At 42.2% G+C, this 11,947-nt stretch carries 13 protein-coding genes; 6 read left to right on the top strand and 7 right to left on the bottom strand.

Going from position 1 to position 11,947, the window contains the following annotated elements; all coding sequences use genetic code 11:
* Positions 1-251: 251 nt before the first annotated feature.
* Positions 252-869, bottom strand: coding sequence for an NAD(P)-dependent oxidoreductase (locus UFB30_RS12685; protein ID WP_322422065.1), 618 nt, complete (start codon positions 867-869; stop codon positions 252-254).
* A 146-nt stretch (positions 870-1,015) separates the two neighbouring features.
* Here UFB30_RS12685 and fumC point away from each other — a divergent pair, with 146 nt between their 5' ends.
* Positions 1,016-2,404, top strand: coding sequence for a class II fumarate hydratase (fumC, locus tag UFB30_RS12680; RefSeq protein WP_322422064.1), 1,389 nt, complete (start codon positions 1,016-1,018; stop codon positions 2,402-2,404).
* A gap of 67 nt (positions 2,405-2,471) precedes the next feature.
* Here fumC and UFB30_RS12675 read toward each other — a convergent pair whose 3' ends face one another.
* The 4 genes from UFB30_RS12675 to UFB30_RS12660 all read right to left on the bottom strand — a co-directional run bounded on the left by UFB30_RS12675 (position 2,472) and on the right by UFB30_RS12660 (position 5,135).
* Positions 2,472-3,569: an ABC transporter ATP-binding protein gene (locus UFB30_RS12675; RefSeq protein WP_322422063.1), complete on the bottom strand. Its 1,098-nt coding sequence runs from the start codon at positions 3,567-3,569 to the stop codon at positions 2,472-2,474.
* Between the two features lie 109 nt (positions 3,570-3,678).
* Entirely contained in the window at positions 3,679-4,596 is a 918-nt protein-coding gene (locus tag UFB30_RS12670; RefSeq protein WP_322422062.1) for a helix-turn-helix domain-containing protein, read from the bottom strand.
* A 97-nt stretch (positions 4,597-4,693) separates the two neighbouring features.
* Positions 4,694-4,873 carry a hypothetical protein gene (locus tag UFB30_RS12665; RefSeq protein WP_322422060.1) on the bottom strand — a complete coding sequence of 60 codons (180 nt, stop codon included), beginning with the start codon at positions 4,871-4,873 and terminating at the stop codon, positions 4,694-4,696.
* A gap of 55 nt (positions 4,874-4,928) precedes the next feature.
* Complete coding sequence (locus UFB30_RS12660) at positions 4,929-5,135, bottom strand: DUF5342 family protein (protein WP_322422059.1); 207 nt, start codon at positions 5,133-5,135, stop codon at positions 4,929-4,931.
* Between the two features lie 180 nt (positions 5,136-5,315).
* On the opposite strand from UFB30_RS12660, the gene UFB30_RS12655 reads away from it, so the two are divergent.
* Positions 5,316-6,455 (top strand): DUF445 domain-containing protein, encoded by a 1,140-nt coding sequence (locus UFB30_RS12655; RefSeq protein WP_322422058.1) that lies wholly within the window; start codon positions 5,316-5,318, stop codon positions 6,453-6,455.
* 70 nt (positions 6,456-6,525) lie between these two features.
* The gene (locus tag UFB30_RS12650) at positions 6,526-6,888 is read left to right on the top strand and encodes a YlbF/YmcA family competence regulator (RefSeq protein WP_039808276.1); all 363 of its coding nucleotides are present in this window, start codon (positions 6,526-6,528) and stop codon (positions 6,886-6,888) included.
* 41 nt (positions 6,889-6,929) lie between these two features.
* Here UFB30_RS12650 and UFB30_RS12645 read toward each other — a convergent pair whose 3' ends face one another.
* A complete protein-coding gene (locus UFB30_RS12645) occupies positions 6,930-8,222 on the bottom strand; it encodes a globin-coupled sensor protein (RefSeq protein WP_322422057.1) in 1,293 nt (430 codons plus the stop codon).
* Positions 8,223-8,481: 259 nt separating this feature from the next.
* Here UFB30_RS12645 and UFB30_RS12640 point away from each other — a divergent pair, with 259 nt between their 5' ends.
* Positions 8,482-9,270, top strand: a complete 789-nt coding sequence (locus tag UFB30_RS12640) for an enoyl-CoA hydratase (protein ID WP_322422056.1) — start codon at positions 8,482-8,484, stop codon at positions 9,268-9,270.
* Positions 9,271-9,307: 37 nt separating this feature from the next.
* Here the strand turns inward: UFB30_RS12640 and UFB30_RS12635 are convergent, their stop codons facing one another.
* Positions 9,308-9,493: a YhzD family protein gene (locus UFB30_RS12635; RefSeq protein WP_322422055.1), complete on the bottom strand. Its 186-nt coding sequence runs from the start codon at positions 9,491-9,493 to the stop codon at positions 9,308-9,310.
* Positions 9,494-9,633: 140 nt separating this feature from the next.
* On the opposite strand from UFB30_RS12635, the gene UFB30_RS12630 reads away from it, so the two are divergent.
* Positions 9,634-10,530 (top strand): ABC transporter ATP-binding protein, encoded by an 897-nt coding sequence (locus tag UFB30_RS12630; protein ID WP_322422054.1) that lies wholly within the window; start codon positions 9,634-9,636, stop codon positions 10,528-10,530.
* Positions 10,523-11,788: an ABC transporter permease gene (locus tag UFB30_RS12625; protein WP_322422053.1), complete on the top strand. Its 1,266-nt coding sequence runs from the start codon at positions 10,523-10,525 to the stop codon at positions 11,786-11,788. The genes UFB30_RS12630 and UFB30_RS12625 overlap by 8 nt, the downstream gene beginning before the upstream one ends.
* The last annotated feature ends 159 nt before the right edge of the window (positions 11,789-11,947 follow it).

Below are 11,947 nucleotides of genomic sequence, written 5' to 3'. Positions count from 1 at the left end.
GTAATTGAATGATCCCAACTTTATTTAATCATTTTACTTAATAGTTTTAGCTCAGTATTTAAATTTATATATGACAATAAAGTTGTGGGTAATTTATTCATGTCATATCAGCTGACCGGAGCAGAAGGCGGCGACTCCTGCGGCGATAAGGGACAGGTGAGACCATACGGCAAAGCCGGAGGGGCTCACCGCCCGGCCGCGGAAAGCGTCCGCCTGGCGCGAAGGTCAGCGGTTATGAAAAACCAGTCATCTTAATAAGTAATCCCGACTCTCTCCCGCACATGCTCATTATTTAATAGAAGAGAATAAGCAAAATCACCAGTGTCATACATCGAAATACTCGACGGCTCATCCGGCAGCGTATTGACTTCTATCCGGTATTTTCCGATCCGCTCACCATCCGGCAGATAAGTTGGACACACAACAGTCCAGTCGAGTCCGGCTTCTTTCAGCATCAGATAAGCCCTGCAGTGATCTTCAGCAGCAGTACTTAATCGCCTGTTAGATTCAGAAGAATGGAAACGGAATTTATCCGGCTCTCTTTTTGAATCAAGTATACCTGCAGTTCCTATGGTAATAATACGTCTGAGGCCATGCTTTCTCATAGCAGGCAGGATATGAATCATTGATTTTGTCAGCGCATCATTTTTGTCAGTGCCAAGCGCGCTGATCACTGCGTCTGCACCTTTAATTGTACTTTCCACATCTTCTTTTACCGATGCATCCCCTGTTATGTAAGTCAGGTTAGAATGATGACTTTTCAGCCCGGTATCACGGACCAGCGCCTGCACGTGATGACCGTCTTCAAGGGCGCGTTCAAGAATCACACTGCCTACTCTTCCTGTCGATCCGAATAATGCGATATTCATCATGAAACCTCCTGTCTGAACTCTTTTTTATCAGTGTAGCTTACTTCAGGACATTCGGAAAGATAATTGATTAAGGTGGTGTAAGTGAGTTAAGTTAAGGGAAATGTTACAATATTCATACAATCATTTGGAAAGGGGTTTTGGATATGAATTTTCGTACTGAAAGAGATACATTAGGTGAGGTACAGGTACCTGCTGATAAACACTGGGGCGCTCAGACTCAGCGAAGTCTGGAAAACTTCCCGATCGGAATTGAGAAAATGCCGCTTGAAGTGACTTATGGATTTGCTGAACTGAAGAAAGCTGCAGCTGTTGCAAACTATGATCTTGAAAAACTTTCTTTACATAAGAAAAAGGCAATCGTGAAAGCATGTGATGAGATCCTGAATGGCGATCTCGATGAGCATTTCCCTTTGTCTGTGTGGCAGACGGGAAGCGGTACCCAGTCCAATATGAATGTGAATGAAGTGGTGGCGTTCAGAGCGAATCAATTACTGGCAGATGAAGGGGTGGATGAGAAGGTTCATCCGAATGATGATGTAAACATGTCTCAGAGCTCAAACGATACATTCCCGACAGCGATGCATATTGCAGCTTACCGGGCTGTGTGCAGTAAGCTGATCCCGGCTTTGAATAACCTGACAGATACGTTTTATCAAAAAGAAAAAGAATTTTATGAAGTGATTAAGATCGGAAGAACACATCTTCAGGATGCAACGCCGCTGACGCTGGGTCAGGAAATCAGTGGATGGCGTGCCATGCTTGAACGCTCTAATACAATGATTCAGGAGGCCAATAAACATATTCTCTCTCTCGCAATTGGAGGAACCGCAGTCGGGACAGGGATCAATGCACATGAAGAGTTTGGCAAGCGTGTAGCCAAGCAGCTCGTCCTGCAGACAGGTTTTCCTTTTTATTCATCTGATAACAAATTCCATGCGCTGACAAGCCACGATGAAATCGTCTATCTGCATGGGGCACTGAAAGGTCTTTCAGCAGATCTGATGAAGATCGCAAATGATATCAGATGGCTTGCAAGCGGTCCGAGAAGTGGGATCGGTGAAATTACCATCCCTGCAAATGAACCGGGAAGCTCAATTATGCCTGGTAAAGTCAACCCGACGCAGAGTGAAGCACTGACGATGATTACGACTCAGATCATGGGAAATGATGCAACAATCGGATTTGCAGCGAGCCAGGGGAATTTTGAATTGAATGTCTTCAAGCCTGTAATTATCTACAACTTCCTGCAGTCAATCACACTGCTTGCTGATGGCATGAACACATTTAACGATAAGTGTGCATCGGGAATTGAAGCAAACCTTGATATTATTGCAAAGCACGTAGAGAATTCTTTAATGCTCGTTACGGCTTTGAACCCTCATATCGGTTATGAAAAGGCTGCTGAAATTGCCAAACTTGCCTTTAACGATGAATCAACGTTAAAAGAAGCTGCAGTCAAGACGGGTTACCTGACTGAAGAACAGTATGATGAATGGATCCAGCCGCTTAATATGGTCAATATTGACCGGTAATGACTAGAAAAGGCCCGCTCAACAAAGGAGCGGGCCTTTTTCTATATGGTTAAAGGGGGTAACCAACTTATCGGATGCGCTGCTCAGTTTCCACATCAAAGAAGTGGCACTTGTTCAGGTTGAAAGCAAGCTCAACTTTTTGTCCTGCTTTAATATCTGAACGTGAATCAACGCGTGCTACAAAGTCCTGATCACCAAGCTTAGAATAAAGCATCAGTTCAGCACCTGTAAGCTCAGAAACTTCAATGTCAGCAAGGAATTTAGATCCTGCAGCTGATTCGATGAATACTGGCTCATCGTGAATATCTTCAGGGCGTACACCCAGGATAATATCTTTTCCAACATAATTCTGATTACGCAGTGTCTTCATTTTACCTTCAGGAACCTGAAGCGTCTGGCCTTTTACTTCAAAGCCTGCATCTGTCAGCTTACCGCTGAAGAAGTTCATTGCCGGAGAACCGATGAATCCGCCAACAAACACGTTTTCAGGATTGTCATATACTTCTTTAGGTGAACCAACCTGCTGAATGACTCCATCTTTCATAACAACGATACGTGTCGCCATTGTCATCGCTTCAGTCTGATCGTGTGTTACGTAGATTGTCGTCGTCTGAAGACGCTGGTGAAGCTTAGCGATTTCAGCACGCATCTGAACACGAAGCTTTGCATCAAGGTTTGAAAGCGGCTCATCCATTAAGAATACTTTTGCGTCACGAACGATTGCACGACCAAGCGCAACACGCTGACGCTGACCACCTGAAAGTGCTTTTGGCTTACGGTCAAGAAGTGCTTCAAGACCAAGGATCTTAGCAGCGTTCTTTACTCGCTTGTCAATTTCAGCTTTATCAAATTTGCGAAGCTTCAGTCCGAATGCCATGTTGTCATATACGCTCATGTGAGGGTATAGTGCGTAGTTCTGGAATACCATCGCAATGTCACGGTCTTTCGGTGCTTTATCGTTTACACGCTCTTCGTCAATGTAGAAGTCACCCTTTGAAATTTCCTCAAGACCTGCAACCATACGAAGCGTTGTTGACTTACCGCAACCAGATGGACCAACGAATACGATAAATTCTTTATCTTTAATGTGAAGGTTAAAGTCTGATACTGCTGTTACGTCTTTATCATAAATTTTGTAGATATTCTGCATTTTTAACTCTGCCATGTTAATTCCTCCATTATGTACGTGATGTACGTTTGATGTAGTCTCATTGTAACTTTCAATGTAAGCCTTTCCAATGGACAGATTGCACAAAAAAAGAACTGATCATTCGTCACAATGACCAGTCCTCATTCTTAGAGATCCTCTGATTCCACTCAAGACAGGCAAAATAGGCAATTAACCCGCCATTAAACGTCTTAATATCAATCCCTGCTTTTTCACTGAATTTATCCAGCCTGTATTGTAGGCTGTTACGGTGCATATACAGTAGCTTTGCGGTAGAGCTGACATTTGAAAGATTTTCAACGAAGCTTTGTATAATTTTCGGCAGGTCACGTTCAGTGTCAAACAGCTCAAAAATAGCCGCAAATAACGTGTCTTTTTCAAACTCAGAAAAACGGTTCATCAGATTAATCGGCATCACATCAAAAAGGGAAAGGACTGACCGCTTGGATTCGAAAGGAATATGGCGTTCAAACCAGGCTCTTTCCATCTCAAGCATGGTTTTTATATTTGCACCGGCGCTGTGAAATGATCCGGCAAAAAAAGTCACTTTCATTTCAAGGTCATTTTCGATCGCCTGAGCTGCTGATGCCATCTCTTCAAGTGCGAGTGTATCCTCTGTTTGCGGTTCAATGACAAACCCGCTGTATTCATCTGTCTGAACAACGATTGCTTCATTAGAAAATACATAGTGAAGCGCATGCTCACCTTCTGTCTGAAACGGTGTGTCACTGATATATTGCACCATCCTGAAAACCTTACCTTGATCATAAGGACATTTTGCATTTTCTTCTGATAGAAACCTCAGCCATTCCCCGGCAGGTCCGGATGGAGGCTCGGCAGAGGGAGTCAGAATCAGGGAAAGCAGATCTTTTTCTCTGTTTGAAAGTGAGCTTTTTGAAAAACCGATAAATTGGTCGGAATCAGCATCACGGTACCAGGTGTAGTGGGGATAGTCCTCAGACCGCATGTGATCGGACTGTCTTGCATCTGGAAACATCTGAAGAATTGATTGGAAAACTGACATAAAACCACCCTGTTTCTATGTATGAATGCATTTAAAATATCACGATTCTTTTTATTACACAACAAAACGGCCGGATGGCCGTTTTGTCAGCCGGCAATTAATCAGCCGGCGGGGCTTCAGATTCTAAATCTCTTGCTTCCTCGATGTTTGTCCTGTGACCATAGCGGAACACACTTCCACCTGCCATTCCTTCATTGATAAAACGGTCCACATCCATTGCAGCCTCGTCCCGGCCTTCATAAGAAGTATCGGGAAGGAAAGACAAATGACGCTTCATCGAAAGCACCCCCCTGATTCATAATATATGTGAATCAGGCGGTTCATATACAACGCTAATCACCATAAACATGAAAGAGCATTAAATCATGAATCTGCTGAATGACTTTGTTCTGGTCTTTCTCAGGTGCATCAGAGATCCATTCGATTTTTCCGTTCTTATGATAAATCCCCTGTACCTGTTCACCCATATAAGTAAAAGAAAAACGCCATCCCGGCAAATCCTTTGAGTATAACTTCTGATATTGAAAGTGCTGTATCATATTTCTCCCCCGCCAATTGTTTTTCACAATTATAGCATGAATGAAATGGAAATCTGAACATAAGCTGAGTCTGAAGTGCAGGAGCTGTAAAGACTTTTCAGCACGATTAAAAGGTCATTTTAACCATCACAACTGTATTCTGCTATACTGAACAGGAAGAGTATAGTGGAAGGTGAGATTATGGATATTGTTATTTTATTGTTGATCATGATGACGGTCGGAGCGATCATTGGCGGGTTTACCAACAGCCTGGCAATTAAGATGCTGTTCAGACCGTATAAACCGGTTTATATAGGAAAATGGCGTGTGCCTTTTACCCCAGGGCTGATCCCGAAGAGAAGGGAAGAGCTTGCACGTCAGCTGGGGCTGATGGTTGTAAATCACCTGTTGACTGCTGAAAGTTTGAAGGCGAAATTTCTGAATTCAGAAAAAGAAAGAGCACTTACAGCCTGGCTTCAAAAAGAAGGAAGCAAAGTATTTCAGATTGATGATTCTGTTGAAACGGTGCTGAAGCGGTTTGATCTTGAATCACCGGTTCCTTATCTGGAACGTACAATGGACGGCTGGATTGAAGGACAGTATGAGCAATTAAAGGAAAAGTATATGTTTTTAACATTGCGTGAGACACTGCCTGTACAATGGCAGGAGCGGCTGGACCGTAAAGTGACGACAGTGAGCACGTACATTCTTGAAAAAGGCGAAGATTATTTTGCCTCTGAAGAAGGAAAAGAAAAAGTCCAGACGATGATCGATGATTTCCTGAAAACACGCGGTACGCTTGGCAGTATGGTGCAGATGGTCATGGGGAATACATCACTTGCTGATAAAGTTCAGCCTGAAATCATTAAATTTTTGAAACATCCAGGAACACATGATATACTCGAACAGGTTTTGCACAAAGAGTGGGAAAAAGTGAAGGATTGGCAGTGGGAACGGGCATTCTCGATTGTCACTGACCGTGATCTCATTATCCGGCTCCAGGGCGTATTAAAAGAACGGATGAACCTGAATGAATGGATGGGCAAACCGTTCGGCAGTGTTATTCAGCCGCTTGAAAACAGGCTGATTGAGGATTTGATCCCAAAAGCATCATCAAAAGCAAAGGATATTCTGATTGAACGGATTGAGGATATTCTGGCAAAAATGAAGCTGCAGGAAATTGTCAGAGAACAGGTGGATTCTTTTGAAGTGTCACGCCTTGAGGAACTTGTACTCGGCATTTCAAAAAGGGAATTTAAAATGATCACCTATCTTGGTGCACTGCTCGGCGGGTTAATTGGACTTATTCAGGGAGCATTTGTGTTATTAACCGGTCTCTGAATCAGATCATGTTTAAGACTGATTTTTGAGGGGAAACATGGAAGAGCGATTAACTTAGGAGGTTTTACAAATGGCAGTAAATCTGTATGATCAGGCAAATGAATTAGAAAGTGCAATTCGTCAGAGTGAGGAATTCACTCAGTTAAAAGAAATGTATGACGCTGTAAACAGCGATGAATCAGCGAAAGGGATCTTTGAGAACTTCCGCAACATTCAGCTTTCTCTTCAACAAAAGCAAATGAACGGTGAAGAAATTTCACAGGAAGAAATCGAGCAGGCGCAAAAAACAGCGCAGCTTGTACAGCAGCACGAGCTGATTGCAAAGCTGATGGAGGCTGAACAGCGCATGAGCATGACAATTCAGGAGCTTAACAAAGTGATCATGAAGCCACTTGAAGAGCTTTATGGTGCAATGGAAAATAACGAACAGTAATGATAAAGCCGCTTACAGGGAAACCTGTAAGCGGCTTTTTTTCATGCTCTTTCTTCAAGTGAGGCAGCAGCTTCTGCGACTCCGGCAGCTTTTTCAGAGATCTCATCCAATGTGATCACAAGACGGCTTACATCCGCATCAATCTGCGTATTTTGAACCTTCAGTTCATTCATCACAGACATGATTCCTTCAAATGAATCACTGGTAGAGATAATACTGTCACGCTCTGACCTGAACAATTCCTTCAGTTCAAAAATAGAACCTTCAATTGTTTTTGTCTTCACATTTGTATCCTTCAGCAGATCATATACCTGTGCAACGGATTCCTTTGTATTTTCAGCAAGTTTTCTCACTTCATCCGCTACAACAGCAAATCCTTTTCCATGCTCACCCGCACGCGCAGCTTCAATTGAGGCGTTCAGCGCGAGCAGATTTGTCTGATCCGCAATAGATGTAACCATATTTGCAACCTCGGAGATCTGGCTGTTCAGGTTATTCAATTCTTTAATATTCTGCTCTGTAGACTGCATTTTATTGGAAATCTGTTCGCTTTCTTTCTTCGTCTTATCAAGGCGTGTCTGCTCTTCACCTGTTTTATTCTGCAGGTCAGTCGCTACCTGGGAACCGTTTTGTGCACGATTTGACAGCTGACTGAGTGCTTCTTTCATCTGACGTACATTTTCACTTGTTGAACTGCTGTTATCTGATAAAGCAGCAGCGCTGGTTCTTAATGTATCCAGCAATTCTTCAAGATGGTTTTGCTCAGCCATCAGCTTCTGCTGAAATTGATTTTCATATGCTTCAAGCACGATCTGCATTTCAAGGTTCAATATTTTCGAAACGGCACGAATCAGGCTGAATTTATCCTTTTCATTGAAGGGAAGTGCTTCAGTCATATCAATAAACGAATTTAATAAATCCTGGAATGCAGCAATATACCATTTAGGATCCAGACCGATATGCAGATGTACTTCTGCAATCCGGTTTCTTTTCTGGATAAATTGCTGATCAATTTTCCCGCTGAACATTTCCTGAATATGAATCGTTAACGTTTTTTTCAGTCGTTCAATGGAGCTGTGTTCATTAATAATAGATAGCAGCTGCGGCTCATGTCCGATTGTTTTATAAAAATGAGATACAATCCCGTCAATATTTTCAGTTACATACGGCTGAAAAGCCATCAGAATCTGCAGGTCGTATGTTGAAAGTGAGATCATACTCAACTGTTTAGGTGTTGTAATTTCTTTTGGCAGGTCAATTTTTACCTGATTTTTATAATTGTCAGCAATGACTGCCAGATCAATTTTCTTTTCTTTCGTTCGTGCCCAGATCATCGTTAAAAAATCCTCCTTAAGGGTTCCTCTTTAAGTAATATCGTCTTTACTGATTCAGAAGTTAATATTAAAACGAAAAAACTTTTATAGATCTATAATACTATATAAGGATTGGATTTAGGTATAAAATCACTGTAATCATAAAGTGGAAAAGTTTTTTCTAAGAACATTAAACCAATTTTGAAATATTAAAGGATATTCACGGCTGGACAGGGAATAAGTGAATGGAGATTCATTTTTAGGGGATGGAGTGATTCACATGGAAAAACAGTATGAAACTTTAAAGGTTGATGTACAGGGGAATACAGTCTGGTTAACATTCAACAGACCGGAAAGTCTGAATGCATTAAATCTGCAGTTAATGACAGATCTGCAGGATGCACTTAATGAAATCAAGCGGGATTCTGATTTACAGGTATTGGTGCTGAGGGGTGAAGGAAAGGGATTCTGTTCAGGCGGAGATATTAAAGGCATGCTTAAGATGAATGGTGAAGAGGATTTTCAGCATTTTATGAAAGTTATTAATGACTTGTCAGTTACGTTATATACAATGCCGAAAATCACAGTTAGTGCAATTCATGGTGCAGCAGCAGGACTTGGACTCAGTCTGGCACTTTCAACTGATGTGATTTTTGCTGAAGAGCAGAGTAAGCTTGCCATGAACTTTATCGGGATTGGACTTGTTCCGGATGGGGGCGGTCATTTCTTCATGCAGGAGCGTCTCGGTACGCAAAAAGCGCTGCATACAATCTGGAGAGGTGAGATCTTGAATGGTCACGAAGCTTATTCAATGGGGTTAATTGATAAGGTGACTGCTGAAGGTCGTGTCACTGAAGAAGCGGAAGCATTTGTTCAGACGATTAATCACAGCCCTGTAAAAGCGATGATGGAGTCGAAAACAATTCTTAGAGGGAGCAGAAAAGCACAGCTTGAAGAAATACTTGAAATGGAAAAAGAAGCGCAGTGGAGAATGAGACAGACGAACGATCATATGGAAGGGATTCAGGCATTTGCAGAAAAGAGAAAGCCTGTTTTCAGAGGGAATTAAAAAAAAGCGGGACGCCTGAGAGGCGCCCCGCATTTCTTTATGTATGAAAAACAACTAACTTTCCTCTAGGTGATACGACGCGGTGGGTGTGATCGAGCATGCCTTCTTCTTCAAGGCGCTTTTCCCCGATTTTCTTTGCTGCGTCATCATTTTCCGCTTCGAAGGAATCTTCAAAAAGCAGTTCCCCTTTTTTACTAAAAGCCGTGATTTTGTAAATATCCATTCCATTCATCTCCTTTTTGTCCGTATGTTTATTATTACACAGCAGCCTCATCACGTGAAGTGGAGAAATTCTGAAAAAAATGAACCTTTTCACTATGTTTTCCGTATAAAATAGAGGAGCAGGCAAAAGGGGGAAATGTCATGTTAAAGATTGACAATGTCACAAAAAGGTTTGGCGCTCATACAGCTGTGAACAACCTTTCGCTGACAATACCAAAGGGTGAAATGTTCGGTTTCCTTGGTGCAAATGGAGCGGGTAAAACAACAACTTTCCGGATGATTCTCGGGCTGATTGACAGCACAGAAGGCACAATCAGCTGGAATGGCGATTCAATCGGTTATCATACGAGTCAGCATATCGGTTACCTTCCTGAAGAAAGAGGGCTCTATCCTAAGATGAAGGTGAAGGAACAGGTTGTCTACTTAGCGCGGTTGAGAGGCATGGATAAAAAAGCCGCTGAGGAAGAGTTGACCGGCTGGCTTGAAAAATTCAATGTGCCCGAATATGAAAATAAAAGAGTAGAGGAACTGTCAAAAGGTAACCAGCAAAAAATACAGTTTATTACTTCCGTTATACATAAACCGGATCTGCTGATTCTCGATGAGCCTTTCAGCGGTCTTGATCCGGTCAACGTTGAACTCCTGAAAAAGGCAGTCGATGATTTGAAAAGTCAGGGGACGACGATTGTGTTTTCAAGTCACCGGATGGAGCACGTCGAGGAGCTGTGCGAAAGTCTGTGCATTATTCATAAGGGAGCCCCAATTGTCCAGGGGAAATTAAATGAGATTAAAAGAGACTTTGGTAAAAAAAACCTGCTGATTAAAGCTAATTTCGATCTTGCCGGTATTGAAGCATTGCCAGGTGTAGTGAAGGTTAAAAAGCTGATCGGCGGGGCAGAACTGCAAATCGAAAATGAAGAAGTATCACAGGAGATTCTCTCTTACCTTCAGCCAAAAGGCTTTATCCGTCAGTTTTCACTCGAAGAACCTTCACTGAACGATATCTTTATCGAAAAGGCAGGTGCTTCTTATGAATAGATTCGGTTTAATTCTTGCAAAGTCATTTATGAATAAAGTCAAATCCAGATCCTTTATTATTACGACCATCATCTTTACTTTAGTCATTATTGGAGCGACCAATTTTCAGTCGATCACCTCAATTTTTGATGGTGGTGGCAATGGTGATGAAGAGCAGTGGCAGGTTGTTGTGTATGAAGAAGATACAGATATTGCAGACAATCTATCCGCCCAGATGGGGATCCTGAATAATTCTATTGACATAACAAGAGGAGAAGCCAGTCTTGAAGAACTGGAGAGTCAGCTTGAGAATGGAGATTTTGATGCACTTCTTACAGTAAATATGACGGAAGTGGGAAGAATACAGGCTGACTATTTATCGGCTTCTCTCACTGCAAATTCCTACTCAGGTGATCTGCAGGCAGCCCTTCAGACGATTCAGTCAAATATGGCAGCGAACCGCCTGTCATTAAGTGCAGATGAATTAGCTACGTTAAACATGCCGGTGTCATTTTCACAGTCAGCTTATGTTGAATCTGCAAAATCAGCAGAGGAGCTTGACCAGGCGAGAGGGTTAGTCTATGTATTAATTTTCGTGATCTATATGTCAGTGCTCATTTACTCTATGATGATCGCAACAGAAGTGGCAACAGAAAAATCATCCCGTGTAATGGAAATCCTGATCTCAAGCGTACCGCCGATTCAGCAGATTTTTGCTAAAATTCTCGGTATCGGCCTTGTTGGGCTGACTCAGATTTTTATCTGGGCAACAGTCGGGATTGTTTCAGTGAATGTAAGCAGTGATTCGCTTGAAGGGGGCGTTTATTCATTATTTGACTTTTCATCCGGATCAATCAGTACCATTATTTATGGCGTCGTGTTCTTTATTCTTGGCTATTTCCTGTATGCCACACTCGCTGCATTTCTAGGCTCACTTGTCAGCAGAACTGAAGATCTCCAGCAGGTACTGATGCCAGTCAATATTCTCATCGTTGGTGGCGCACTGCTTGCTTTCTACGGGCTCGCATCACCTGAAGCAGGGTTCATTACCGTTACTTCATATATTCCGTTTTTTACACCGCTCGTAATGTTTACAAGGGTGGGAATGCTGAATATTCCATTTTGGGAGCCTGCTATTGCCATATTGCTAACGCTTCTAACGATTTTAGTGTTAGGATGGTTTGGGGCAAAGGTTTACCGGGGAGGCGTTCTGATGTACGGAAATTCCTCGTCGCTAAAGGATATTAAACAGGCCTTAAAACTATCTAAAAAAGAATAACCATAAAGAAACACTGAGATAGCCGGTACAGCTGCCGGTTATTTCTATTTATGTTCATGTGAAAAATGATATAATAAAAGAACAAATGTTCTTATTGGTGTTGCATTTAACTCTATTTACATCTGAAGTGGAAATCATCAGCCAACATGTAAAAGCCAA

The organism is Jeotgalibacillus haloalkalitolerans (assembly GCF_034427455.1).
In the GTDB taxonomy this organism is placed as follows: domain Bacteria; phylum Bacillota; class Bacilli; order Bacillales; family Jeotgalibacillaceae; genus Jeotgalibacillus; species Jeotgalibacillus haloalkalitolerans.
This window is presented reverse-complemented; position numbering and strand designations above follow the sequence as displayed.

Excerpts from the sequence above, each read along its gene's own strand:
- UFB30_RS12685 (WP_322422065.1), bottom strand. The coding sequence starts at position 869 with ATGAATATCGCATTATTCGGATCGACAGGAAGAGTAGGCAGTGTGATT.
- fumC (WP_322422064.1), top strand. The coding sequence starts at position 1,016 with ATGAATTTTCGTACTGAAAGAGATACATTAGGTGAGGTACAGGTACCT.
- UFB30_RS12675 (WP_322422063.1), bottom strand. The coding sequence starts at position 3,569 with ATGGCAGAGTTAAAAATGCAGAATATCTACAAAATTTATGATAAAGAC.
- UFB30_RS12670 (WP_322422062.1), bottom strand. The coding sequence starts at position 4,596 with ATGTCAGTTTTCCAATCAATTCTTCAGATGTTTCCAGATGCAAGACAG.
- UFB30_RS12665 (WP_322422060.1), bottom strand. The coding sequence starts at position 4,873 with ATGAAGCGTCATTTGTCTTTCCTTCCCGATACTTCTTATGAAGGCCGG.
- UFB30_RS12660 (WP_322422059.1), bottom strand. The coding sequence starts at position 5,135 with ATGATACAGCACTTTCAATATCAGAAGTTATACTCAAAGGATTTGCCG.
- UFB30_RS12655 (WP_322422058.1), top strand. The coding sequence starts at position 5,316 with ATGGATATTGTTATTTTATTGTTGATCATGATGACGGTCGGAGCGATC.
- UFB30_RS12650 (WP_039808276.1), top strand. The coding sequence starts at position 6,526 with ATGGCAGTAAATCTGTATGATCAGGCAAATGAATTAGAAAGTGCAATT.
- UFB30_RS12645 (WP_322422057.1), bottom strand. The coding sequence starts at position 8,222 with ATGATCTGGGCACGAACGAAAGAAAAGAAAATTGATCTGGCAGTCATT.
- UFB30_RS12640 (WP_322422056.1), top strand. The coding sequence starts at position 8,482 with ATGGAAAAACAGTATGAAACTTTAAAGGTTGATGTACAGGGGAATACA.
- UFB30_RS12635 (WP_322422055.1), bottom strand. The coding sequence starts at position 9,493 with ATGGATATTTACAAAATCACGGCTTTTAGTAAAAAAGGGGAACTGCTT.
- UFB30_RS12630 (WP_322422054.1), top strand. The coding sequence starts at position 9,634 with ATGTTAAAGATTGACAATGTCACAAAAAGGTTTGGCGCTCATACAGCT.
- UFB30_RS12625 (WP_322422053.1), top strand. The coding sequence starts at position 10,523 with ATGAATAGATTCGGTTTAATTCTTGCAAAGTCATTTATGAATAAAGTC.